The following is a 24,301-nucleotide window of genomic DNA, read 5'->3' as shown; positions in this document are numbered from 1 at the left end:
GCCGTGAGAGGAGTACCAGCTCATGAGGTACGGGAAGGTCAAGCGGCTGACCGCCGTGGCCGTGGCCGCGGTGGTCGGGCTCTCGGCCGCCGCGTGCGGCGGTTCGAGTGGGCCAGCCGGTGACGACAAGACACTGATCCTGTGGCACATGGAACAGCCACCGAACCGGGTCGAGGGCTTCCAGAAGCTGATCGACGGCTACAACGCCACGAACCCGGAATACAAGGTCCAGGCGCAGGTCCAGGACTGGAACCAGATCTACACGAAGATCTCGGGCGCGGTGCAGTCGAAGACGCAGCCCGACATCCTCTTCACCATCCCCGACTTCACCACCTACGTACGCCCGCTCGGCGCCGTCCGGCCGGTGACCTCGCTGGTGGAGGAACTCGACAAGGCGCACACCTTCGGCGAGGCGGCCAAGGCGCCGTACCGCGACGACGACCAGTACTGGGCCGTCCCGCTCTACGGCATGGTGCAGATGCTCTGGTACCGCAAGGACCTGCTGGCCAAGGCCGGCATCAACGAGCCGCCGAAGACCACCGCCGAGCTGCTGGAGGCCGCCCAGAAGCTCACCCAGGGCAACCAGAAGGGGATCGCGCTGCCGGCCGGCAAGAACCTCGCCACCGACCAGGTGCTCTACAGCCTGATGCTGACCAGCGGAGCCGGGAACTTCTTCGGCCCGACCGGTGAGATCAACTTCAACACCCCGGAAACCGTCCGGGCCCTCACCCTCTACCGGGACCTGCTCAAGCAGTCGCCGTCGGACAGCGGCAACTACTCGTGGGGCGAGCCGCAGGCGGCGTTCAACAGCGGCGCGGCGGCGATGGCGATCGAGAAGGGGCAGTACCTGGCGCCGTTCGAGTCCGAGTCCGGCCGTCCGGCGAGCGACCTGGGCTGCGCCCCGATCCCGGTCGCGGAATCCGGCGGCAAGCCGGGCAGCATCTACTACTCCAACGCCGCCATGGTGATGTCCAACGACGACGCCAAGGCCGCCGGTGCGGAGGCGTTCCTGAAGTACGTCCTCCAGCCGGAGAACTACGGCACGCTGCTCAACTCCGAGCCGGGGCTGTTCCTGCCGCTGACCGCCGACGGTGCCACCGCCGAGTCGTGGACCAGCAACGAGGTCATCCAGAAGTACCGGGGCTGTGTCGACGCCATGCTCGAACAGTCGAAGACCGGCGCCCTGTTCGGCTTCGTCGACGGCCAGTACGTCGACTCCGTCGGCAAGATCTCCGGGCAGAACATCCTGGCCCAGGTCGTGCAGCGGATGTACAGCAGCGGAGAGTCGCCGGAGGCGGCGGCCAAGTGGGGTGACGAGCAGATGCGTGCGGCGGTCGCCAAGTGAGCAGCCGCAACGCGGTGCCGGGTACCGGGGAGGTCCTCCCCGGTACCCGGGCGGCCGGGCGGCCGGCGACGGCCGCCCGCCGTCGCCGACCCTGGCACACGCACCTGCTCGGGTACGGCCTCGTCGCGCCGCTGGTGCTGCTGATGCTCGGCGTGATTGGCTATCCGCTGCTGAACACGGTGCTGCTCAGCCTCCAGGACCAGGGTGTCGTCGGCAGCAGCTCGAACTTCGTCGGCCTCGACAACTACACCGAGGCGTTCGGCGACGGCGCGTTCTGGGCCGCGATCGGACGGTCCGGGATCTGGCTGGTCGGCAACCTGCTGGTGCAGACCCTCATCGCCTTCGGCACCGCGCTGCTGATCGGTCGCTCCGGGCGCTGGGCCCGGGCCTCCCGGACCTGGGTGCTCATCCCCTGGGTGATCCCCACCGTCGCGGTCGCGGTCATCTGGCAGTGGCTGAGCAACAGCAACTACGGCATCGTGCCGAAGCTCGCCGCCGCGGTCGGGATCGACGGGCTGGGCAGCCCGTTCGGGGACAGCGCGCTGGCGATGCCGGCGCTGATCCTGATGAACAGCTGGCACTGGTTCCCGCTCGGCGCGGTCGTCATCTTCGGCGCGCTGCGGACGATTCCCGGCGAGATCTACGAGGCCGCCCGGGTGGACGGCGCCGACGCCTGGCGGATCTTCTGGCGGATCACCTTCCCGCTGCTCCAGCCGGTGCTCTTCGCGCTCGGGCTGGTCGGGTCGCTCTGGTCGTTCAACATCGTCGACTCGATCTACCTGGTCACCAAGGGCGGGCCCGCCGACGCGACGACGACGGCCCCGATCTTCATCTACAACAAGGCCTTCAACCAGTTCCAGGCGAGCGATGCCGCCGCCGTCAGCGTGATCACGATCATCCTGCTGGCCGCCGTCGCCTTCTTCTACATCCGCGTCGCGAAGCCGAAGGAGGACTCGTGACATCCGCGCCACCCGTGACGTCCCGGCTGTCCTGGGCGCGGCTGCCGCGCCTGGTCACCTGGACCGTGCTCACCGCCATCGTGCTCGGCCCGCTCTACTGGATCACGATCTCGGCGTTCAAGGACCGCGAGGAGATCCTGCGTACGACGCCGACGCTGATCCCGACCCACCCGACCCTGGACAACTTCCGGCAGCTCTTCACCGCGACGGACTATCCGAGCTATCTCACCAACAGTTTCGTGATCGCCCTCTCCACCGCCTTCTGCACCGTGCTGGTGTCGTTCGCGGCGGCGTACGGGCTCTACCGGCTGCGCATTCCGGGCGGCAACAAGCTGGCCGGGGCGATCCTGGTGGCGTACATGATTCCGGGGACGCTGCTGCTGGTGCCGCTCTACCAGGCGTTCGCGGCGGTGGAGCTGATCGACACCAGGAACGCGCTGGTGATCGTGAACGTCGCGTTCACCGCACCGTTCTGCACCTGGCTGCTGCGCGGCTTCTTCTTCGCGATCCCCCGGGACATCGACGAGGCCGCCGCCGTCGACGGGGCCGGCCCGGTCCGGATGATGCTGCGGATCGTCCTCCCACTGCTCGCGCCGGGCATCTCGACCGTCGCCGTCTACGCCTTCGTCTTCTCCTGGACCGAGTTCGTCTTCGCCTCGCAGCTCATCGTCAGTGACCAGCTCAAGACCCTGCCGATCGGGCTCAGCGCGATCATGGGCCAGTACACCGTGAACTGGGGGCTGCTGATGGCCGGTACCGTCTGCACGGTCATTCCCGCCATCGTCCCGTTCCTCTTCGCCGGCCGCTACTTCGTCGGCGGGCTGACCGCCGGAGCGGTCAAGTGAGCGGCGCGGCGCCCGCCGAGGGCGCGGCGTGGTCGCCACAGGACGTCACCGCCAGCGGGTACGCGGCACGCGTGCAGGAGGTCCTCGGCCGCGCCCTGGCCGAGGAGCTGCCGGCGGTACGGCGGGCCGCCGAACTGGTCGCCCGGTCGTTCGCCGAGAAGGGACTCTTCTACGTCTTCGGCAGCGGCCACTCGCACATCTTCGGCGAGGAGGCGTTCTACCGGGCCGGCGGCGCGGTACGGGTCTGCCCGATCCTCAAGCCGGCGCACATGCTGCACGAGGGCGCGGTACGCAGCACGGTGCTGGAACGGGAGCACGGGCACGCCGAGGCGCTGCTGGCCGGGTACCGGCTCGACGGCGAGCGGGACGTCCTGCTGGTCGCCTCCAACTCGGGCGCGAACCCGCTGCCCGTCGAGGTCGCCCAGGCCGCCAAGGCGCGCGGCCTGCCGCTGATCGCGATCACCTCCCGCCGGTACGCCTCGGCGATCTCCCGGCCCGGCCCACGGCTGCACGACATCGCCGACGTGGTCGTCGACAACCACTGCCCGCCCGGCGACGCGCTCGTCGAGCTGGGCCCCGGGCTGCCGTCCGCCGGACCGTCGTCCAGTGTGGTCGGTCTGGCCCTGCTCGACGCGATCATCGTCGAGGCGCTCGGCATCCAGATCCGGCGCGGCGAGACGCCGGAGGTGTTCATGAGCGCGAACATGCCCGGCGCCGCCGAGCACAACAGCGAGGCCGCGCGGCGGATGTCCGACCTCGTCCCGCACCTGTAGCCCGTCGCACATCTGAGGAAGGGAAGAGACCCGGTGAAGATCAGTTTTGAGGTCTGGCCGAACATGCCCTGGGGTCGGCTGGAGGCCGCCGGCCCGGCCTGGAACTCCTGGGGGGACAAGCCGGCGACCTGGTGCGTGGAGCAGACCGCGAAGTACGGCTACGACGGTGTCGACTTCATCTTCGCGAAGCTGCTGGAGGCGCCGAAGGCCGAGTACGACCAGCAACTGCGGGACGTGCGGGCCACGGCGGAGCGGGTCGGCATCGACATCGGCTACCTCGGCCACCACACCACCTTCGTCAGCCCCCGTGAGTTCGACCGGGAGCGCGGCATCGAGTCCTTCAAGAAGGCCCTCGACGCGGCGGCCGTACTCGGTGCGAAGTCGGTCTGCACGCTGATCGGCGACGGCTACTACGACCCGCCGCTGAACGTGCTGCTCAGCCGGAAGGACGCCTGGCGACAGTGCCGGGAGGCGATCACCGAGGTGGCCGCGCACGCCTCGACGCTCGGGCTCAACGTCAGCATCGAACTGTTGCAGGGCACCATCCTCAACCGGGTCGAGCTGATCGAGCGGATGTTCGACGAGGTCGGCGCGAGCAACCTGCGGATGACGATGGACACCGGCGCCTTCTACGTCGCGGTGAAGCCGTTCATGAACGTCAAGCAGGCGATCAAGCGGCTCGGGCCGTACATCGACATCGTGCAGATCAAGGACGAGGTCGGGCTGCCGACGATCGTGCACTGCAACCACATCTGGTTCGGCGGCGGGCTGGTCGACTTCCGGGAGACGTACGAGGCACTCGCAGAGATCAACTTCGACGGGTACGTCAGCGTCGAGTGGGAGGGCTGGCAGGTCGGCGGCAACATCGGCGTCGGCGAGCCGGCCGGGGTGGGACTCGCCGACTTCGACCGGGTCGCGGAGGAGTCCCTGGAATACCTGATGGAGTTCGGCTTCGTCCCCCGGCGCAGCCGTTGACCGGCGCCGTACCGGGCAACGCCCTGCTGGTCGGCATCGACCTGGGTACCACCGGGGTGAAGGTGGTGGTGGTCGACGCCGCAACCGGCGCCACGGCGGCCCGGTCCTACCGGGACTATCCGTCGGACACCGGCCGGCCGGGGCGGCACGAGCAGGACCCGGCCGACTGGTGGCGGGCGACGTCCGGCGCCGTCCGGGAGGCGCTCGCCGACCTCGACCCCGGCGCGGTGGCCGGGGTCGGGCTGAGCGGCCACATGCACGCGGTGGCGCTATTCGACGACCGGGACCGGCCGGTGCGGCCGGCGATGACCTGGGCGGACCGGCGGGCCGTCGCCGAGGTGCGGGAACTGCGCGACCGGGACGACCTCTTCGGCGAGCTGACCGGCAACCCGGTGGTCGAGGCGTTCAGCGCCCCCAAGCTCGCCTGGCTGGTCCGGCACGAACCCGAGGCGGTACGCCGGGCCGTCCGGCTGGTCCAGCCCAAGGACGTGCTGCGGCACCATCTCACCGGCGACTGGGGCACCGACCCCACCGACGCGGCCGGCACCCTGCTCTACGACGTGGGACGGCGACGGTGGGAGCCCCGGCTCTGGGCCCGCTGCGGGGCGGACGAGCGGTTGGCGCCCCGGGTGCAGGGCTCGGCGGAGATCGTCGGAACGGTCCGGCCCGAGGCGGCCGAGGCGACCGGGCTGCCCGCCGGTACCCCGGTGGTGGCCGGCGGCGGCGACGTCTCCTGCGCCGCGCTCGGCGCCGGGGCGGTCGCCGACGGCCGGGTCTACGTCAACGTCGGCACCGCCGCCCAGATCGTCACCCCGGTCGCCGAGCCGAGGGCCGGCGTCGACCGGTTCGTCTTCGCCCGGGCCGGCGAGGAGGGCTTCCTCGGCATGGTCTCCTCGTACGCGGCCGGGCTGGCGATCCGCTGGGCCGAGCGGAACCTGCTCACCGGTGCCGCCCCGGAGGTACCGGACGGTACGGCGGACCGGCTCGCCCGGGACAGCCGCCCCGGCGCCGCAGGGCTGACCTTCCTGCCGTACCTGCTCGGTGCCAGCGCCCCGATCCACGACCCGGCGGTCCGGGGTGCCCTGCTCGGCGTGGCACCGGAACACGGACCCGCCGACATCGCCCGGGCCGTCCTGGAGGGCGTCGCGTACGCCTGCGCGGCGGCCGTCGAGCAACTCCTCGACGGTGCCGGTGCCGCCACCGAGATCCGGGTCGGCGGCGGGGTGACCCGCTCCGAGGTCTGGTGCGAGGCGTTCGCCGCCGCCTGCGACGCGCCGGTGCGACGGCTGGGCCAGGACGCCTCGCCGCGCGGTGCCGTCGCGCTGGCCGGGATCGGCGCCGGGATCTGGCCGGACGTCGCCGCCGCCTGCGCGGTGCTGGACGACAGCGCGCCGCTGACCGCCCCGGACGAGCACCGGAGCGCCTACCGGCGGGCCCGGCACCGCTACACCGCCGCCTCGGCGGCCGTCGCCGCGCTGCACCGCGACCCGGCCCTGACCGGTGGTGCCGGATGATCGGGCGGATCGACCCGGACGCGGTGCTGGCGGAGGCGGCCCGGCTGATCGCGATCGAGGGCCACCAGGACCATCCCGGGCAGGAGCGCCCGGTAGCCGACTACCTCGCCGACCGGCTGCGCGGCTGCGGCGCCGAGGTGGAGCTGCAACCGGTGCGGGGCGACCGGGCGAACGTGATCGCCCGGGTACGGGGCAACCGGCCCGGCCCGACGCTGATGCTCAACGCCCACCTGGACACCGTGCCGCCGTACGGCATGCCGGACGCGCTGCTGCCCAGGGTCGCCGACGGCCGGCTCTGGGGCCGGGGCGCCGTCGACATGAAGGGCGCGCTCGCGGCGATGATCGCCGTCGTCGAACTGCTCGCCGCCCCGGACGTCACCTTCGACGGTGAACTGCTGCTGACCGGGGTGGCCGGGGAGGAGAACGGCAGCCCGGGAATGCGGGCGCTGGTGGAGGCCGGCGTACGCGCCGACTTCGCGATCGTGGGCGAGCCGACGATGCTGCGGGTCGGCCGGGCGCACAAGGGCGCGATGTGGGCAGAGGCGACGTTCCGCGGCGTCGCCACGCACGGCAGCGTGCCGCAGGACGGGGTGAACGCCGTCTACCACGCGGCCCGGTTCATCGCGGCGGTCGAGCGGGACCTGGTACCCCGGCTCGACCGGCGCCGTCATCCGCTGCTCGGGCCCGCGACCGTCAACGTCGGGGTGGTGGCCGGTGGCGACCGCCCGCCGATGGTTCCCGCCTCCTGCGTGGTCCAACTCGACCGGCGGTGGCTGCCGTCCGAACGGCACGACGAGGTACTCGCCGAGCTGCGCGAGCTCGTGGCGGAGCTGCGCCGGGCGGACCCCCGGGTCGACGCGACCGTGGCGGAGATGGCCGGTACGTCGACCTTCGTGCACGCCCCGCTGGACTGCCCGCCCGACGACCCGTACCTGCGGATGCTCTGCGCCGTCGCCGCCGACCCCGAGCCGGTCGGGCTGCAGTTCTGGACCGACGCCGCGCTGCTCGCCGCCACCGGCACCCCGGCGGCGGTCTGCGGACCGGGCGACATCGCCCAGGCGCACTCCCTCGCCGAGTGGGTGCTCGTCGACCAGTTGCGCGGCGCGGCCGAGGTCTACTGTGCTATGGCGCAGCGGATGCTGTCGGTGCGCCCGCTGGAGACCGACGCCGGGGTGAGGGCATGAAGATGGTCAACAACGAGCGGAAGCCCGACGGCCTGCGGGCGGTCGAACGGACCGTCGCGGTGCTGGCGGCGCTGGCGGAGACCCCGTCGGGGGCGTCGCTGACCGAACTCGTCAAGGCGACGGAGATCCCGGCCACCACCCTGCACCGGATGCTCGGTGTGCTGCGCGGTACCGCGCTGGTCCGGGAGACGGCCGACGGCCGGTACGCGCTGGCCGCCGGCACGATGACGCTGGCCCGCTCCTATCTGGACGGGCTCGACCTGCGGCACGAGGCGCTGGGGGTGATGCGGCCGCTCTCCGCGCGGACGGGCGAGACCTGCCACCTCGGGGTACTCGCCCTGGTGCACGTCGTCTACATCGAAAAGATCGACAGTCCGTCCCGGGTCCGGATGCACAGCCGGGTCGGCCAGACCAACCCGGCGCTGACCACCGCGATCGGCCGGGCCATCCTCGCCCACTCACCGGCGCACGTGCTGGACGAGGTGGTCGACGCGCACCGGCGGCTCTCCGGCGAACGGACGGACCGGGCCGAGGTCGACGCGCTGCTGGCCGGGGTGCGGGCCGACGGCTACGCCCGGGACATCCAGGAGAGCGAACACGGCATCTGCTGCGTCGCGGCTCCGGTCTTCGACCACACCGGGCACGTCGTCGCCGGACTGAGCATCTCGGCCCCGGCGACGCGGTTCGACGCCGAGGCCGCCGGCCGGCTCGGCCCGCAGGTCCGGGCCGCCGCCGCCGACCTCTCCGGTCAGCTCGGCTGGCCGGGTGCGCCGATCCGCGACACCGCCGACCCGCAGGCCGACCCGGTCGACCGGACCCCGCAGCCGCGTCCGGCACCGGCGGAGCCGCCCTCCACGCCGGTGGCGGCGCCGTGAGGGATTTCACCGTCGGCTGTCTCCGGTGTCACCGGAGCACCGGCTTTCCCGCCTACCGCTGCCCGGCCTGCGGATCGCCGCTGGTGCTGGAGCTGGCCCCGGTCTCCGCCGCCGCCTGCCGGCCCGGCTCCGGGAACGGAGTGTGGCGGTACGCCGGGATGCTGCCCCGGACCGGACACGCGGTCACCCTCGGCGAGGGTGCCACGCCCCTGCTGCCGTTGCGGCTCGACGGTGTCGACGCGCACGTCAAGCTCGAGTCGCTGAACCCGTCGCTCTCGTTCAAGGACCGCGCGATGGCGCTGGCCGCGTCCGCCGCGCTGGACCGGGGACTCGAGGGGCTCGTCCTCGCCTCGACCGGCAACGCCGCCGTCTCGGCGGCCAGCTATGCGGCGGCGGCGGGACTGCGCTGCCGGGTCTTCTGCGCCACCGGCTCGAACGCGGGGGCGAAGGTGCGGACCGCCCGGGCGCACGGTGCGGAGGTGGAGTTGGTCGACGGCCACTACAGCGACGCGTACGCCGCCGCGACCCGCGCCGAGCAGGAGGGCTGGCTCAACGTCACCACCACCTACCGGAACCCGCTGCTGACCGAGGCGTACCGGCCGATCGCGGCCGAACTGGTCGAGGAGTGCGGCGGCGTACCCGAGGTGGTGGTGGTACTGGTCGGGGCGGGTCCGCTGCTGCGCGGCATCTGGCTCGGCTTCACCGACCTGCGGGACGCGGGCGTGACGACCGGTCTGCCCCGGATGGTCGGAGTGCAGGCCGAGGCGTGTGCGCCGCTGGTGCGGGCCTGGGGTGTGGCGGACTGGGAGTCGTCACTGCGCGAGCCGCTCGCGGTCGCCCCGACCGCCGCTACCGCGATCGCCGACGCGCTGCGCGGTTACGAGGACGAGGGCCTGCTCACCCTGGCCGCCGTCCGGGACAGTGCCGGCGCCCTCGTCGCCGTCGACGAGCCGGCGATCGCCGAGGCGGGCCGCACGCTCGCCCGCCGGGGGCTCTTCGTGGAGCCGGCGGCGGCCGCCGCCGTGGCGGCCCTGCACACCTCCGCCGTTCCGGCGGGGTCGCGCGCCGTCGCGGTGCTCACCGGGCACGGCGCGAAGGAGCCGTCCACCCTCGACCTGCTCACCGCCCCCGGCCCGCACGACCCGACCGGCTTCACCGGCCCCGGCCCGCACGACCCGGCCGGCTTCACCGACCCGGGCGATCCGACCGGCTTCACCGGCCCGGACCCGCACGAACCGTCCAGCACCACCCTCGGGAGGAACTCATGACCGGACCGACCGTCGCCATCGCCGGTGTGGGCCGGTTCGGCGCCCTGCACGCCCGCGTCTGGGCCGAGGCCGGCGCCCGGCTCGTCGGCCTGGCCGACCCGGACCCCGACCGGCTCGCCGAGGTGGCCCGGGCGCACGACGTGGCGGAGACGTGGAGCGACCTCGCCCCGCTGCTCGACCGGGTCCGCCCGGACGTCGTGGTGATCGCCTCCGACGAGGCATCGCACGTCGGGCTGGCGGTGACCGCGCTGGAGGCGGGGAGCCACGTCTTCGTCGAGAAGCCGCTGTCCCTGTCGAGCGTGGACGCCTGGCGGGTCGCCGACACCGCCGCCGCGCACCAGCGGCAGGTCGTGGTGGGGCACATCTCCCGGTTCACCGCGCCGATGGCCCGGATGCGGGCCGGCGTCGAGCGGGGCGCGGTCGGCACACCCTGCGCGCTGCGGCTGCGCCGGGACTTCAGCCGCGCCTGGTTCCTCAGCTTCGGCGACCGGGTGCATCCGGTCTGGGAATCCTGCATCCACGACATCGACCTGGCGATCTCGTTCGCCCGTACCCCGGTGCGCCGGGTGACGGCGATGTGCAGCGGTGCCGCCGGTGACGCGGCGCCGAGCGTGGTCAGCGCCCTCCTCGAGTTCGACAACGGGGTGATCGCGACGGTGGAGTCCGCCTGGCTGGTGCCGGCGACCGCACCGGGCACCCTGGACGACGGCCCGTTGACCCTGGACGGCGCCATCGTCGGCGAGGTCGAGGTGCTGGGTCTGGAGGGGATCCTCAAGGCTCGGCTGGTCAGCGACGCGCTGGTGGAGTGGACCCCGGCCGGGGTCCAGGTTCCGGACCTGTCGCTCTGGCCGGAGGAGGACGGCGTGGTCGGCGGGGCGTTGCGCCGCGAGGTCGGGTACGCCCTGGCGGTCTTCACCGGCCGGCGGAAGCCCGACGTGATGCCGGTCGAGGAGGCGTGCTGGGGCGTCGCGGCGGCCGAGGCGGTCGTCGAGTCCCTGCGTACCGGCGGGCCGGTGGAGCCCGCCCGGCGCTGACCGGGCCGGGGTGGTCCAACCGGTGGCCGCAGGACGCGAGCGCTCGGCCTCCAGCCGTCAGGAGAATTATTAGTAAAGCATGCTGATAGATTAGTAAAGTTTGTGAACAGAACGTGTTACGGTCACCTCCATCGATGTGCGGCGTCCACCGCCCGCACGTACCCAGGAAGGAGTGACCATGTCGAGACTGCGCGCTCTGGTCGCGTTCGCGGCGCTGGTCGTCGCCGCCGGACTCGTGGCGGTCGTCCCGTCGACCCCGGCATCGGCGGCGGCCTGCGCGGCACCGTGGCAGTCCTCGGCCGTCTACTGGGGAGGCGACCAGGTCTCCCACGGCGGTCGCAACTACCAGGCGAACTGGTGGACCCAGAACGAGAGGCCGCCGGGCACCACCGGCGTCTGGCGGGACCTCGGCACCTGCGGCGGCGGCACCACGCCGCCGCCACCGGGCGGCAGCTTCGCGGTGAGCGAGGCGCAGTTCAACCAGATGTTCCCGGGCCGCAACTCCTTCTACACGTACTCCGGGCTGGTCGCCGCGCTCAGCGCGTACCCGGCGTTCACCCGGACCGGCAACACCACCGTCCAGCGTCAGGAGGCGGCCGCCTTCCTGGCGAACGTGCACCACGAGACCGGCGGACTCGTGCACATCGTCGAGCAGAACACCGCGAACTACCCGCACTACTGTGACGCCGGCCAGCCCTACGGCTGCCCCGCCGGGCAGGCCGCCTACTACGGGCGCGGGCCGATCCAGCTGAGCTGGAACTTCAACTACAATGCCGCCGGGAACGCCCTCGGGCTACCGCTGCTGACCAACCCCTGGCTGGTGCAGAACGACGCGGCCGTGGCCTGGAAGACCGCCATCTGGTACTGGATGACCCAGAACGGTCCGGGCCGGATGACCGCGCACAACGCCATGGTCACCGGCGCCGGGTTCGGCGAGACCATCCGCAGCATCAACGGCTCGATCGAGTGCAACGGCGGCAACCCCGCGCAGGTGCAGAGCCGGATCAACAGGTACCAGCAGTTCGTCGGCATCCTCGGCGTGCCGGCCGGAGCCAACCTGTCCTGCTGAGCCAACCCCGGGCCTTGTCACCCGGCCGGTCGGCGGGTGACAAGGCCGCGGCGCTCCGGCACGGCGTGCCGGAACACCCCCGCCAACTCCCGATCGCGTGGTCAGTCGGTGGTCGTCGGGAGTTCCCGGATCACCGCGACCGGGCAGTGCGCGTGGTGCAGCAGTTGCTGGCTGATCGAGCCGAGCAGCAGCCCGCCGAAGCCGCCCCGGCCCCGGGAGCCCACGACCACCAGTCGGGCCTCCCGGCTCGCGTCGACCATCACCCGACCGGCCGGGCCGGGGACCACGTCGACGGCCACCTGGACCTGCGGGTACCTGCTCCGCCCGTCGGCGAGTACCTCGTCGAGTTCAGCCCGCTCGGCGCCGGCCTGCTCGTCCGGGCCGGATCCGGCCGGCTGCCCGCCCGGGCCGGCCGGCTGGTACGCCCGGACCACCCGCAGTTCGGCGCCGTGGGCCGCCGCCTGCGCGAAGGCGTACTCGAGGGCGAGCTGTGCGCACTCCGAGCCGTCCACGCCGACCACGACCGGCCCGTCCGGCCGCTCCCGCTCGCCCCGCACCACGACGACCGGGCAGTGCGCGTGCGCCGTCACGGCCACGCTGGTCGAGCCGAGGAGGAGACCGGTGAAGCCGCCGTGACCACGGCTGCCGAGCACCAGCAGACCTGCCTGTCGGGAACGCTCCCGCAGCAGCAGCGCGGCCGGACCGTCCGCGACGGTGCGGGTGACCAGCACCTGTGGGTGGGTCTGGAAGGCGTCGAGGATCGCGGCGTCGAGCATCTTCTGCGCGTCGTCCCGGACACCCTGGTCCGGCCAAGTCGTCGCCAGCGGGGCGACCGTGCTGGCGACGGCCGGCCACTCGAACGCGAAGAGCAGCGACACCTGTGCGCCGGTACGGGCCGCCTCGTCGAGGGCCCAGCCGAGGGCGGCCCTGGCGCCGTCGGACCCGTCGTAGCCGACGGTGATGGGGCGTACGTTCATGACATCCTCCAACCGGACTTCCCGGAACAATTTCCGCCTACCGGGCTCCTATCACAAACCGTAACAGTGCGTGACGTCTGCGGCGTAGGGCCGATGGTCGGTTCGGTAGGGGACCCTGTACCCGCCCCGGCGGGCCCGTATGGCCCGATGCGGAAGAGCGGGGCCGGTTGGCAGTGACATTCGGGTCCTTCGGCCCTGTCCGATCCCGGCCGGTCGGCGTGTCATGGAGGGAGGAAACCGCGCGGCGGACGGAACGGCGTACCCGAGCGGCGATTGGGGAAGTCATGACGAGCACCCGCGACCTGCTGGTCGAGCAGTCGTTCCTCGACGGCCTGGCCCCGGCCTGGCTCGACCGGCTCACCGCCTACGCCCACCCGGTGTACCGCAACCGCGGCTACCGGCTGTTCGCGGCGGGGCGCTCCGCGACGCGCTTCTGGCTGCTGCGCTCCGGACAGGTGGCACTGGACCTGCCCACGCCGGGCCGGGGCGACGTCGTCATCGAGACCCTCGGCCCCGGCGACGTGCTGGGCTGGTCCTGGCTCTTCGCGCCGCAGCGCTGGCAGTTCGGGGCGGTGGCGGTGGAGCCGGTCCGGGCCGTCGAGTTCGACGCGTCCGGGGTACGGCACCTGATGGCGGACGACACGACGTTCGGGTACGAACTCAACCGCCGGTTCATGGCCGTGATGCTGGACCGGCTCCAGGCCACCCGCACCCGCCTGCTCGACCTCTACGGCTACCCGGAGCACCGCGCCTCGTAGTCCGGGCCGGTGGCGGTGCCCGACAGCCGGAGCGGTCAACGGACTATTTGGACACTCCTCACTTATGGGAAGTTGCTGATCTTCCGTGTGAGGGCGCCCCGGGCCGGGTAGGAGCGCCGGCATGCGCGTACTCGGGATCAACGCGATCTTCCATGACCCGGCGGCCGCACTGGTCGTGGATGGCCGGGTGGTGGCCGCAGCCGAGGAGGAGCGGTTCAGCCGGCGTAAGCACGGAAAGCGTCCGGTCGCCTTCTCCGCCTGGGAACTGCCCGAACTCTCCGCCGCCTGGTGCCTGCGCCAGGCCGGCATCGACGCCGCCAGCCTCGACGCGGTCGCCTACTCCTTCGACCCCGGCCTGTGCCGGGACGCGGCCGAACTCGGCCTGACCGACCCGTGGGACTGGCTGCGGATCGAGTACGCCAAGCGGGCGCCGCAGTTCCTCGCCGAGGTGCTGCCCGGCCTCGACCCGGAGATCGTACGGTTCGTACCGCACCACGTCGCGCACGCGGCCTCGGCCGGGCTGGCCGTACCCCCGGACCCGACCGGCACGACCGGCTCGGCGGTACTCGTGCTCGACGGCCGGGGCGAGACCGCGAGCCACCTCGGCGGGGTCTACCGGGAGGGACGGCTGCGGCAGCTCGCCGCCCAGCAGTTGCCGCACTCGCTGGGCCTGCTCTACGAGGACCTCACCCGGCACCTCGGCTTCCTGCACTCCAGCGACGAGTACAAGGTGATGGCCCTCGCCTCCTACGGCGAGCCCCGGCACCTCGGGCTGCTGCGCGAACTGGTCCGGGTGACCGACGACGGCGGCTTCACCGTCGACCGGATCGACTGGGCCTCGCTGGCCAAGCCGCGCCCGCCGGACGCGGAGATGACCGGCGAGCACGCCGACCTCGCAGCCAGCGTGCAGGCCCGGCTGGAAGAGGTGATCCTCGACCTCGCGCGCTGGCTGCACGAGGCGGCCGACGGCCCGACCACGCTGACCATGGCCGGCGGGGTCGCCCTGAACTGCGTGGCCAACGCCCGGATCGCCGCCGAGGGCCCCTACCAGCGGGTGTGGGTGCAGCCGGCGGCCGGTGACGCCGGGACCGCACTGGGCGCGGCGCTGCACCTGGACAGCGTGCTCGGCGACACCACCGCGCCGATGCCCGGGGTCGACCTCGGCCGGGGCTGGACCGACGAGGAACTGGAGGCCGAACTGCGCCGCGCGGCGCTGCCGTACCGGCGACCCGACTCGATCGCCGCCGAGGCGGCCCGGGTACTCGCCGACAACGGCATCGTCGCCTGGTTCCAGGGACGCAGCGAGTACGGGCCACGGGCCCTCGGTCACCGGTCGCTGCTGGCCCACCCGGGCGACCCCGAGACGACCCGCCGGATGAACGACGTCAAGGGGCGGGAGCAGTTCCGGCCGATCGCCCCGATGGTCCGGGCCGAACGGGCCGCCGAGATCTTCGACGGCGTACTGCCCAGCCCGTACATGCTCTTCGTGCACCGGGTCGCGCCACAGTGGCGGGACCGGATCCCGGCGGTGGTGCACGTCGACGGCACCGCCCGGGTGCAGACGGTCGACCCCGGGACCGAACCGCTGGTGGCCGAGATGCTGGCCGAGTTCGACCGCCTCACCGGGCTGCCGGTGGTGGTCAACACCTCGCTCAACACCGCCGGCCGGCCGATGGTGGACACCCCGCGCGAGGCGATGGAACTCTTCGGCTCCGCACCGGTGGACCTGCTCGCCATCGGCCCGTACGCCGTGCACCGCGGCGACCTCGGAGCGGGGCGGTGATCAGCGTCGTCGTACCGACCCTCGGCCGGGACAGCCTCGCCGACCTGCTCGGCATCCTCGCCGGGCAGGTGACCGAGGGCGGTGAACTGGAAATCCTCCTGGTCGACGACCGGCCGACCGGCGGCACCGAGCTGGCCGTACCGGGGGCGCTCGCGCCGTACACCAAGGTCCTGCGCGGACGTGGCGCCGGCCCGGCGGCGGCCCGCAACCTCGGCTGGCGGGCGGCCCGGCATCCCTGGGTGGCGTTCCTGGACGACGACGTGCTGCCGGCACCGGACTGGCTGGCGCGGCTCCGGACGGACCTCGCCGTGCCGGACCGGGTCGGCGGGGTGCAAGGTGAGATAAGCGTGCCGCTGCCGGCCGGTCGCCGGCCGACCGACTGGGAACGGGTCACCGCGGGCCTCGCCGACGGCGAGTGGATCACCGCGGACATGGCCTACCGGCGGGTCGCGCTCGCTGCCGTCGGCGGCTTCGACGAACGGTTCCCCCGGGCCTACCGGGAGGACGCGGAGCTGGCCCACCGGGTACGCCTGGCCGGCTGGCAACTGCTCCGGGGCACCCGCGGCGTCCGCCATCCGGTACGCCCGGAGAGCCGCTGGATCAGCCTGCGCACCCAGCGGGGCAACGCCGACGACGCCCTGCTGCGCCGGCTCTACGGCCCGAGCTGGCGCACCGAACTCGGCATACCGGCCGGACGACGCCACCGGCACGCGGCCCTGACCGGCGCGGCGGTGCTGGCCACCGCCGCCCTGGGCGGTGCCGTGGCCGCCCGGGGTTCCCGACTCCGCCGCCCGCTCGTCGCCGTCGCCGCGCTGGCCGGTGCCGGCTGGCTGGCCGGTACCGCCCGGTTCGCAACCGCGCGGATCGCGCCCGGGCCGGGTACCCCGGCAGAGGTCGGCACGATGCTGGTGACCAGCGCCGTCATCCCGCCGCTCGCCGTCACCCACTGGCTGCGGGGCTGGTGGCGGCACCGCGCCGAGTTGCCACGCCCGATCGGGCGGTACCCCGGTGACCGGCGATGACCGGGCCGGCACGGCCGCCCGGACCGCTCTTCGACGCCGTACTGCTCGACCGCGACGGCACCCTGATCGAGGACGTGCCCTACAACGGCGACCCGGAAAAGGTACGCCCGATGCCCGGCGCCGGGGCGGCGCTGGCCCGACTGCGCGCCGCCGGACTGCGACTCGGGGTGGTCACCAACCAGTCCGGGCTGGCCCGTGGCCTCTTCACCGCCGCCGAGCTGGCCGCCGTCAACGCCCGGGTGGAGGAACTGCTCGGCCCCTTCGACACCTGGCAGATCTGCCCGCACGGTGACGGCGACGGCTGCCGGTGCCGCAAGCCCGCACCCGGACTCGTCGAGGCCGCCGCCCGGGCGCTCGGCACCGACCCGCGCCGCTGCGCGATGATCGGCGACATCGGCCGGGACATGACCGCCGCCCTCGCGGCCGGCGCCACCGGAATCCTGGTACCGACCCCGGTGACCCGGCCGGAGGAGGTCGCCGCCGCCCCGGCGGTCGCCGCCGACCTGGCCGACGCGGTCGACCAACTGCTCCGCCGGCAGGCACTGCTGCCCACCGGATCGACCACCGGCCGGACGTCGACGGCGCCGCGCCGGGCCGGCGGGCGAGCGGGCACGGTGCTGGTGGCGCGGAGCGACTCGGCCGGGGACGTCCTGGTCACCGGGCCGGCGATCCGGGCGGTCGCCGCCGGTGCGGATCGCGTCGTCATGCTCTGCGGCCCCCGGGGCCGGGGCGCCGCCCGGCTGCTGCCCGGCGTCGACGAGCTGATCGAGTGGCCGCTGCCCTGGATCGACCCGGCACCGGCCCCGGTGCGGCCGGACGAGATGCGCGAGCTGACCGCCCGGCTCGCCGCCGTGCAGGCGGACCAGGCGCTGATCTTCACCTCCTTCCACCAGTCCGCCCTGCCGCTCGCCCTGCTGCTGCGGATGGCCGGGGTACCGCTGGTCGGTGCGATCAGCGACGACTATCCGGGCAGCCTGCTGGACCTGCGCCACCGGGTGCCGACCGGGGTGCCGGAGCCGGAGCGGGCGCTGTCGCTGGCCGCCGCCGCCGGTTTCGCGCTGCCGGCCGGCGACGAGCCCACGCTGCGACTGCGGGCCGACGCGCTGACCGGACGACCGCCCGTCGACCTGCCGGCCGGCTACGTCGTCGTGCACCCCGGCGCGTCGGTACCGGCCCGGGCCTGCCCGCCGCAGCGCTGCGCCGACATCGTCGCCGCGCTCACCCGGGCCGGTCACCGGGTACTGGTCACCGGCGGCCCGGGGGAGCGGGACCTGACCGCACGGGTGGCGGCGGCCGGCGGCGTCGACCTCGGCGGCCGTACCTCCCTCGGCGAGCTGGCCGCGCTGCTGACCCGGGCCGCCTGCCTGGTCGTCGGCAACACCGGGCCGGCGCACCTGGCCGCCGCGGTCGGCACCCCGGTGGTCAGCCTCTTCGCGCCCACCGTCCCGTTCGGACAGTGGGCGCCCTACCGGGTACCGGTGGTGCGGCTCGGCGATGCCGGCGCCGGGTGCCGGGACAGCCGTGCCAGCGTCTGCCCGCTGCCCGGCCACCCCTGCCTGGACCGACTCGACCCGGCCGCCGTGCTCGCCGCCGTCGACCTGCTCGCATCCCGACCGCCACCACCACGAGCACCGGCCGGCTCCGGCTTCGGGGCCGGCCACCCGACAGCAGGAGGAGGCGCAGGGTGAACATCCTGCTGTGGCACGTGCACGGCTCGTGGACCACCGCGTTCGTCCACGGCAAGCACCACTACCTGGTACCGGTCACGCCGGACCGGGGGCCGTACGGCCTCGGCCGGGCCCGGACCTACGACTGGCCGGCGACGGTACGCGAGCTGCCTCCGGAGCGGCTCGCCGCCGAACCGGTCGACCTGGTGATCCTGCAACGGCCGGAGGAACTGGAGCTGGCCGAACGCTGGCTGGGCCGGCGCCCCGGCCGGGACCTGCCGGCGATCTACGTCGAGCACAACACCCCGAAGGGCGACGTACCGAACACCCGGCACCCGATGGCCGACCGGGACGACCTGCTCGTCGCGCACGTCACCCACTTCAACGACCTGTTCTGGGACACCGGCGCCACCCGCACCGCCGTGATCGAACACGGCATCGTCCCACCCCCGGTCCGGTACGACGGCAGCCTCGAACGGCTGGCGGTGGTGACCAACGAACCGGTCCGCCGCTGGCGGGTCACCGGAACCGACCTGTTCGGACACTTCGCCACGGTCGCCCCGCTGGACGTCTTCGGCATGAGCGTCGACGCGCTCCCCGACGCCGTCGGCCTGCCCGCCGACCGCCTCGGCACCTACGACCTGCCCCAGGCGCGGCTGCACGAGCAGCTCGCCCGACGCCGGGCCTACCTGCACCTGTGCCGCTGGACGTCGCTCGGGCTCAGCCTCCTGGAGGCGATGACGATCGGGATGCCGGTCGTCGTACTCGCCAGCACCGAGGCGGTCGCCGCCGTACCGCCCGAGGCGGGCGTCCTCTCCACCAACCTCGACACCCTGCGGGAGGCCGCCGCCTGGCTGATCGACGATCCGGCCGCCGCGCGGGCCATGGGTGAACGGGCCCGGCACGCCGCCACCACCCGCTACGGCCTCGACCGGTTCCTCGCGGACTGGGACCGACTGCTTCAGGAGGAACGATGCGCATCGCGATGATCTCCGAACACGCCAGTCCGCTCGCCGAACTCGGCGGCCCGGACGCCGGCGGCCAGAACACCCACGTCGCCGAACTCGCCGCCGCGCTGGCCGACCAGGGCCACGACGTGCACGTCTACACCCGACGCGACCAGCCGCACCAGGGCCCGGTGGTGCCGATGCGGGACGGGGTCAGCGTGCTGCACGTGCCGGCCGGCCCACCGGAGCCGGTGCCAAAGGACGAGCTGCTGCCGTACATGGCCGACTTCGGGCGCTGGCTCGCCCGACACTGGCAGGACGGGCTGTGGCGGCCCGACGTCGCACACGCGCACTTCTGGATGAGTGGCCTCGCCACCCTCGTCGCCGGCCGGCAGAGCGGGGTGCCGGTGGTGCAGACCTACCATGCCCTCGGCACCGTGAAGCGCCGCCACCAGGGCGCCGCCGACACCAGCCCGCCACAGCGGATCAGATACGAGCGGATGCTCGGCCGAGGGGTCGACCGGGTCGTCGCGCAGTGCCGCGACGAGGTGGCCGAACTGACCCGGATGGGCGTACCCCGCTCCGCCATCAGCGTCGTACCCTCCGGGGTCAACCCGGACGTCTTCACCCCGGACGGTTCCGCCGTCAGCCGGGAACCGGGCCGGCCCCGGCTGCTGGGCGTCGGCCGGCTGGTCGAACGGAAGGGTTTCCTCGACGTCGTCCGGGCGCTGCGGATGGTGCCCGAGGCCGAGTACGTGCTGATCGGCGGCCCCCCGGCGGCCCGGCTCGGCGAGGACGGGTTCGCCAACCGGCTGCGTGCGCTGGCCGAATCGGAGGGGGTCGCCGACCGGGTACGCCTGGTCGGGGCGGTACCCCGCGCGGAGATGCCCCGGTGGTACCGGTCGGCCGACATCCTCGTCGCCACCCCCTGGTACGAACCCTTCGGGCTGACCCCGCTGGAGGCGATGGCCTGCGGGGTACCGGTGCTCGGTACCGCCGTCGGCGGTCTCACCGACACGGTCGTGCCCGGCCTCACCGGCGACCTCGTACCGCCCCGTGACCCGGAGACGTTGGGCGCGGTGCTGCGTCATCTGCTGGCCGACTCGGACCGGCGCCACCGCTACGGTCTCGCCGCCGTGGAGCGGATCCGTACCGGCTACTCGTGGACCCGGACGGCGGCGCGGCTCGGCGCCGTCTACACCGCCGTCTGCGGTACGCCCCAGACCAGCGGGGCGGTGGCCTGATGTCCGAACAGCTTCTTCTCGACGCGCACCTGAGCCAGCTGTCCCGCGCCCTGCCCGGCTACCGTGACGCGGCCCGGCGGCTGAGCCGGTGGGGCGGCCAGCTCGCCCGGATCCTCTCCGACGGCGGGCGGCTGCTCGCCGCCGGCAACGGTGGAAGCGCCGCCGAGGCCCAGCACCTCACCGCCGAGCTGGTCGGCAAGCTCCGCGACGACCGTGCCCCGTTCTCCGCGATCGCGCTGACCGCCGAGACCTCCTCGCTGACCGCGATCGGCAACGACTACGGCTTCGCCGAGGTCTTCGCCCGGCAGGTACGGGCGCACGGCCGGCCCGGCGACGTCCTGTTGCTGATGTCGACCAGCGGCCGCAGCGAGAACCTGCTCGCGGCGGCCGACGCCGGCCGGCGGGCCGGGCTGATCTGCTGGGCGTTCACCGGCCCGGCGCCCAACCCGCTCGCCGACGCCTGTGCCGAGGTGCTGGCGGTGCCGTCACCCGAACCGCAGGTGGTGCAGGAGCTGCACCTGGTCTCCACCCACCTGCTCTGCTCCTACGTCGACCAGGCCCTGTCCCGGCCGCGCCACCCCGGCAACGGCCGGCCGGTCGCCGCCCGGGACGGTACGGCGCCGCCGTCCATGGCGCAGAACGGGTGGGATCCCTCCGGCGCGCGGCGGCTGCTCACCGTGCTCTCCAGCGAGGAGGCGTGCTCGTGAGCGCCCCACTGGTGGTGGTCGGCGACACGCTGCTGGACCGGGACGTCGACGGTCGGGTCGACCGGCTCTGCCCGGACGCCCCGGTGCCGGTCCTGGCGGAGGAGTCGGCCACCGACCGGCCGGGTGGGGCCGGGCTCGCCGCCCTGCTCGCCGCCGCCGACGGGCACGACGTCGCGCTGGTCACCGCGCTCGCCGACGACCCGGCCGGGGCCCGGCTGACCGCGCTGCTCACCGCCGCCGGCGTACGGCTCTATCCGCTGCCGCTGCCCGGCGCGACTCCGGAGAAGATCCGGCTGCGGACCGGCGGCCGGACGCTGCTCCGGCTGGACCGGGGCGGTGACGCGCAGCCTCCGGGCGAACCACCGGACGCCGCGCTGGAGGTCCTGGCCGGGGCGGGCGCGATCCTGATCAGTGACTACGGGCGTGGCGTGGCCGGACTGTCGGCGATCCGCCAGGCACTCGCCGGCAGCACCGCACCCGTGGTGTGGGACCCGCATCCGCGCGGACCGGCGGCGGTGCCCGGCAGCCGTCTGGTGACCCCGAACGAGGGGGAGCTGTTCCGGCTCACCGGCGACGCCGGCTCCGGGCCGCGACTGTCCGGGGTGGCCCGCGCGGCCCGGCTGCTGCGGGACCGGTGGCGGGCCGCCGCGGTCGCGGTCACGATGGGCGGCGACGGCAGCCTGCTCTGCCACAACGGCGGGGCCCCGCTGGTCGTACCCGCGCCGGTGGCCGCCACCGGCGACACCTGCGGTGCCGGTGACCGGTTCGCCGTCGCCGCAGCGGCGGCCCTGGCCGACGGGGCGCTCCTGTCGGAGGCGGTGGAGGAGGCGGTCCGGGTCGCCTCGACCTATGTCGCGGCCGGCGGCGCCGCCACGCTCCCTAGACCAACCGGTGCCGCCACGCTCCCTAGACCGGCCGGCCCAGGCGGATCGCACGCCGCAGCCGGAGCGGGCGGATCGCACGCCGCCGCCGGATCGCACGCCGCAGCCCGTCCGGGCGGGGCGCGCGACGTCGTAGGCGCGGTAGCGGGCGGCGGGCATCCGGTCGGCGCGCCGGGGGTCGACGGTGACGGGCGCGAGGCGGCCTCCGCCGTGCTGGCCCGGACCCGCGCGAACGGCGGGACGGTGGTCGCCACCGGCGGCTGTTTCGACCTTCTGCACGCCGGTCACCTGGCCACCCTGCGGGCCGCCCGGCGGCTCGGCGACTGCCTGGTCGTCTGCCTCAACTCCGACCGCAGCGTCGCCGAGCTGAAGGGTCCGGGGCGACCGCTCACCCCGCAGGCCGACCGGGCCGGTCTGCTGGCCGCCCTGGACTGCGTCGACGCCGTCGTGATCTTCGACGAGCCGACGCCGCAGGCGGTGCTCTCCTGGCTCCGCCCGGACATCTGGGTCAAGGGCGGCGACTACGCCCGGGGCGCCGACCCCGACCAGCCGGACCTGCCCGAGGCCGAGCAGGTCCGGCGCTGGGGCGGCCAGACGGTACTCGTGCCGTACCTCGACGGCCGCTCCACCTCCGGCACCATCGCCGCCGCCCGGGCCGGCGATCGTCAACTCGCGGAAGGACGACGATGAACAACCTGACCGACAAGGCGATCCTGGTCACCGGCGGCGCCAGCGGACTCGGCGCCGCCGTCGTGACCGCGGTGCAGAAGGCCGGCGGACGGCCGTACGTGCTGGACCGGCAGGCACCGGCCGACGGCGTGCCGTGGATCGAGTGCGACCTCGCCGACACCCGGGCCGCCGAGCGGGCCACCCGGCAGCTCGCCGAGCAGGCCGGCGGCCTCGACGGCGTGGTCACCGCCGCCGGTGTCGACACGCCCGGACGGCTGGCCGACGTCCCCGCCGAGGTCTGGGAACGGGTCGTCACGGTCGACCTCTTCGCCACCGCCGCGGTCGTCCGCGCCGCCCTGCCGGCGCTGGAACGCTCGCACGGCACGGTCGTCACCGTCGCCTCCACCCTCGGGGTCAAGGCGGTCAGCGACGCCACCGCCTACTGCGCGGCGAAGTTCGGGGTCGTCGGCTTCACCCGGGCCCTCGCCGCCGAACTGGCCGGCACGGTCGGCGTCACCCTGCTCGTCCCGGGCGGCATGCGTACCGCGTTCTTCGACGGCCGGGACGAGCAGTACCGGCCCGGCGCCGACGCGGTACTCAACGACCCCGGGCACGTCGCCGACGCGGTACTCTTCGCGCTCTCCCAGCCGCCGGGGTGCGCCGTACGGGAGCTGGTGGTCTGCGCCGAGCGGGAGAGTTCGTACCCGTGATCCTCGTGCTGCGCGCCCTCGGCATCGGCGACCTCGCCACCGCCGTGCCGGCGCTCCGCGCCCTCCGTGCCGCCTTCGCCAGAGACCGGCTGGTGCTGGCCGCACCCCGCTGGCTCGGGCCCCTGGTCGAGCTGGTCGGCGGCGTCGACGAGCAGGTCGACGTCGACGGGCTGGGCCCGTACCGGTGGCCGCCGATGGCTCCGGAACGGGCGGTGAACCTGCACGGTCGGGGGCCGCAGTCGCACCGGTTGCTGCGGGCCGCCCAGCCCCGGCAGCTGATGGCCTTCGCCTGTCCCGAGGCCGGCCACCACGTCGGCCCGGTGTGGCGGCCGGACGAGCACGAGGTCGCCCGCTGGTGTCGGCTGCTCGACTGGTACGGCATCGCCACCGACCCGTCCGACCTGGCGCTGCGCCGGCCGGCGCCGGGTGACCTGCCCGTCGGGGCCAGCATCGTGCACCCCGGTGCGAAGGCCGCCGAGCGGCGCTGGCCGCCCGACCGGTTCGCCGCGGTGGCGCGGGAACTGGCCCGCCGGGGACACCGGGTGCTGGTGACCGGCGCACCGGGCGAGCGCGACCTCGCCGAGGAGGTCGCCGCCCGGGCCGGGCTGCCCGGGTCGGCCGTGCTGGCCGGGCGCACCGACGTCGGCGAGCTGGCCGAGTTGGTCGCGCACGGCCGGCTGGTGGTCGCCGGTGACACCGGCATCGGCCACCTGGCCACCGGATACGGCACACCGTCGGTACTGCTCTTCGGACCGGTGGCACCGGCACTCTGGGGACCGCCGGCCGACCGCCCGTGGCACCGTGCCCTCTGGGCCGGGCCGGTGCCGGGGTGGCCATCCCCGGCCCGACCCGTTCCCGCCGCCCGGCAGCCGGAGCACGGCGCGTCGGGGCGGCCGGAACGGGTGCACCGGCGGGCAGGAGCGCCGTCGGCGGAGACGACGGTCCACCCGGCGCTGGCGGCACTCGACGTGGCGCAGGTCCTGGCGGCCGTCGAGCAGGTCGGGCAGGTCGAGCGGGGACGCCCGGCGGTCACCGCGCGCTGACCGGAGCCCGCCGGGCGACCGGACCGCCCCGGCTCCTGCCGGACAGCTCACA

Annotated in this window: 22 protein-coding genes; 21 read left to right on the top strand and 1 reads right to left on the bottom strand. The window is 74.1% G+C overall.

Annotated elements, in window-relative coordinates; all coding sequences use genetic code 11:
- The first annotated feature begins 22 nt into the window (after positions 1–22).
- The 11 genes from C6W10_RS04225 to C6W10_RS04170 all read left to right on the top strand — a co-directional run bounded on the left by C6W10_RS04225 (position 23) and on the right by C6W10_RS04170 (position 11,841).
- A complete protein-coding gene (locus C6W10_RS04225; protein ID WP_107256693.1) occupies positions 23–1,345 on the top strand; it encodes an ABC transporter substrate-binding protein in 1,323 nt (440 codons plus the stop codon).
- Positions 1,342–2,304 (top strand): carbohydrate ABC transporter permease, encoded by a 963-nt coding sequence (locus C6W10_RS04220; RefSeq protein ID WP_107256691.1) that lies wholly within the window; start codon positions 1,342–1,344, stop codon positions 2,302–2,304. The genes C6W10_RS04225 and C6W10_RS04220 overlap by 4 nt, the downstream gene beginning before the upstream one ends.
- Positions 2,301–3,149, top strand: a complete 849-nt coding sequence (locus tag C6W10_RS04215; protein ID WP_199853285.1) for a carbohydrate ABC transporter permease — start codon at positions 2,301–2,303, stop codon at positions 3,147–3,149. Before C6W10_RS04220 ends, C6W10_RS04215 begins: the two co-directional genes overlap by 4 nt.
- Positions 3,146–3,922 carry a sugar isomerase domain-containing protein gene (locus tag C6W10_RS04210; protein WP_159079229.1) on the top strand — a complete coding sequence of 259 codons (777 nt, stop codon included), beginning with the start codon at positions 3,146–3,148 and terminating at the stop codon, positions 3,920–3,922. Before C6W10_RS04215 ends, C6W10_RS04210 begins: the two co-directional genes overlap by 4 nt.
- A 33-nt stretch (positions 3,923–3,955) precedes the next feature.
- Positions 3,956–4,897, top strand: coding sequence for a sugar phosphate isomerase/epimerase (locus tag C6W10_RS04205; protein ID WP_101365630.1), 942 nt, complete (start codon positions 3,956–3,958; stop codon positions 4,895–4,897).
- Positions 4,894–6,411, top strand: coding sequence for a xylulokinase (locus C6W10_RS37125; RefSeq protein WP_159104457.1), 1,518 nt, complete (start codon positions 4,894–4,896; stop codon positions 6,409–6,411). The genes C6W10_RS04205 and C6W10_RS37125 overlap by 4 nt, the downstream gene beginning before the upstream one ends.
- A complete protein-coding gene (locus C6W10_RS04190) occupies positions 6,408–7,595 on the top strand; it encodes a M20 family metallopeptidase (RefSeq protein ID WP_107256685.1) in 1,188 nt (395 codons plus the stop codon). The genes C6W10_RS37125 and C6W10_RS04190 overlap by 4 nt, the downstream gene beginning before the upstream one ends.
- Positions 7,592–8,470 carry an IclR family transcriptional regulator gene (locus C6W10_RS04185; RefSeq protein WP_107256683.1) on the top strand — a complete coding sequence of 293 codons (879 nt, stop codon included), beginning with the start codon at positions 7,592–7,594 and terminating at the stop codon, positions 8,468–8,470. The genes C6W10_RS04190 and C6W10_RS04185 overlap by 4 nt, the downstream gene beginning before the upstream one ends.
- A complete protein-coding gene (locus tag C6W10_RS04180) occupies positions 8,467–9,738 on the top strand; it encodes a pyridoxal-phosphate dependent enzyme (RefSeq protein WP_107256681.1) in 1,272 nt (423 codons plus the stop codon). Before C6W10_RS04185 ends, C6W10_RS04180 begins: the two co-directional genes overlap by 4 nt.
- Positions 9,735–10,772: a Gfo/Idh/MocA family protein gene (locus C6W10_RS04175; protein ID WP_107256679.1), complete on the top strand. Its 1,038-nt coding sequence runs from the start codon at positions 9,735–9,737 to the stop codon at positions 10,770–10,772. Before C6W10_RS04180 ends, C6W10_RS04175 begins: the two co-directional genes overlap by 4 nt.
- 178 nt (positions 10,773–10,950) lie before the next feature.
- Entirely contained in the window at positions 10,951–11,841 is an 891-nt protein-coding gene (locus C6W10_RS04170) for a glycoside hydrolase family 19 protein (protein WP_107256677.1), read from the top strand.
- 101 nt (positions 11,842–11,942) lie between these two features.
- On the opposite strand, the gene C6W10_RS04165 is transcribed toward C6W10_RS04170, so the two are convergent.
- The gene (locus tag C6W10_RS04165) at positions 11,943–12,818 is read right to left on the bottom strand and encodes a universal stress protein (protein WP_107256675.1); all 876 of its coding nucleotides are present in this window, start codon (positions 12,816–12,818) and stop codon (positions 11,943–11,945) included.
- Between the two features lie 284 nt (positions 12,819–13,102).
- Here C6W10_RS04165 and C6W10_RS04160 point away from each other — a divergent pair, with 284 nt between their 5' ends.
- The 10 genes from C6W10_RS04160 (at position 13,103) to C6W10_RS04115 (ending at position 24,249) form a co-directional block, all read left to right on the top strand.
- Positions 13,103–13,576, top strand: coding sequence for a Crp/Fnr family transcriptional regulator (locus C6W10_RS04160; RefSeq protein ID WP_107256673.1), 474 nt, complete (start codon positions 13,103–13,105; stop codon positions 13,574–13,576).
- 121 nt (positions 13,577–13,697) lie between these two features.
- Positions 13,698–15,359: a carbamoyltransferase C-terminal domain-containing protein gene (locus tag C6W10_RS04155; RefSeq protein WP_107256671.1), complete on the top strand. Its 1,662-nt coding sequence runs from the start codon at positions 13,698–13,700 to the stop codon at positions 15,357–15,359.
- The gene (locus C6W10_RS04150; protein WP_107256669.1) at positions 15,356–16,381 is read left to right on the top strand and encodes a glycosyltransferase family 2 protein; all 1,026 of its coding nucleotides are present in this window, start codon (positions 15,356–15,358) and stop codon (positions 16,379–16,381) included. Before C6W10_RS04155 ends, C6W10_RS04150 begins: the two co-directional genes overlap by 4 nt.
- Entirely contained in the window at positions 16,378–18,069 is a 1,692-nt protein-coding gene (locus C6W10_RS04145; RefSeq protein WP_107256667.1) for an HAD-IIIA family hydrolase, read from the top strand. The genes C6W10_RS04150 and C6W10_RS04145 overlap by 4 nt, the downstream gene beginning before the upstream one ends.
- Positions 18,066–19,037, top strand: a complete 972-nt coding sequence (locus C6W10_RS04140; RefSeq protein ID WP_107256665.1) for a glycosyltransferase — start codon at positions 18,066–18,068, stop codon at positions 19,035–19,037. Before C6W10_RS04145 ends, C6W10_RS04140 begins: the two co-directional genes overlap by 4 nt.
- Positions 19,022–20,239 (top strand): glycosyltransferase, encoded by a 1,218-nt coding sequence (locus C6W10_RS04135; protein WP_107256663.1) that lies wholly within the window; start codon positions 19,022–19,024, stop codon positions 20,237–20,239. Before C6W10_RS04140 ends, C6W10_RS04135 begins: the two co-directional genes overlap by 16 nt.
- Positions 20,239–20,946 carry an SIS domain-containing protein gene (locus tag C6W10_RS04130; protein ID WP_369937825.1) on the top strand — a complete coding sequence of 236 codons (708 nt, stop codon included), beginning with the start codon at positions 20,239–20,241 and terminating at the stop codon, positions 20,944–20,946. Before C6W10_RS04135 ends, C6W10_RS04130 begins: the two co-directional genes overlap by 1 nt.
- On the top strand, positions 20,943–22,517 hold the full coding sequence (locus C6W10_RS04125; protein ID WP_107263645.1) for a PfkB family carbohydrate kinase: 1,575 nt from the start codon (positions 20,943–20,945) through the stop codon (positions 22,515–22,517). Before C6W10_RS04130 ends, C6W10_RS04125 begins: the two co-directional genes overlap by 4 nt.
- On the top strand, positions 22,514–23,206 hold the full coding sequence (locus C6W10_RS04120) for an SDR family oxidoreductase (protein WP_107256661.1): 693 nt from the start codon (positions 22,514–22,516) through the stop codon (positions 23,204–23,206). Before C6W10_RS04125 ends, C6W10_RS04120 begins: the two co-directional genes overlap by 4 nt.
- The gene (locus tag C6W10_RS04115) at positions 23,203–24,249 is read left to right on the top strand and encodes a glycosyltransferase family 9 protein (RefSeq protein WP_107256659.1); all 1,047 of its coding nucleotides are present in this window, start codon (positions 23,203–23,205) and stop codon (positions 24,247–24,249) included. The genes C6W10_RS04120 and C6W10_RS04115 overlap by 4 nt, the downstream gene beginning before the upstream one ends.
- The last annotated feature ends 52 nt before the right edge of the window (positions 24,250–24,301 follow it).

This window comes from Plantactinospora sp. BB1, assembly GCF_003030385.1.
GTDB lineage: Bacteria > Actinomycetota > Actinomycetes > Mycobacteriales > Micromonosporaceae > Plantactinospora.
The sequence above is the reverse complement of the archived record's forward strand: the minus strand, read 5'-3'. Positions and strand labels throughout refer to the sequence as shown.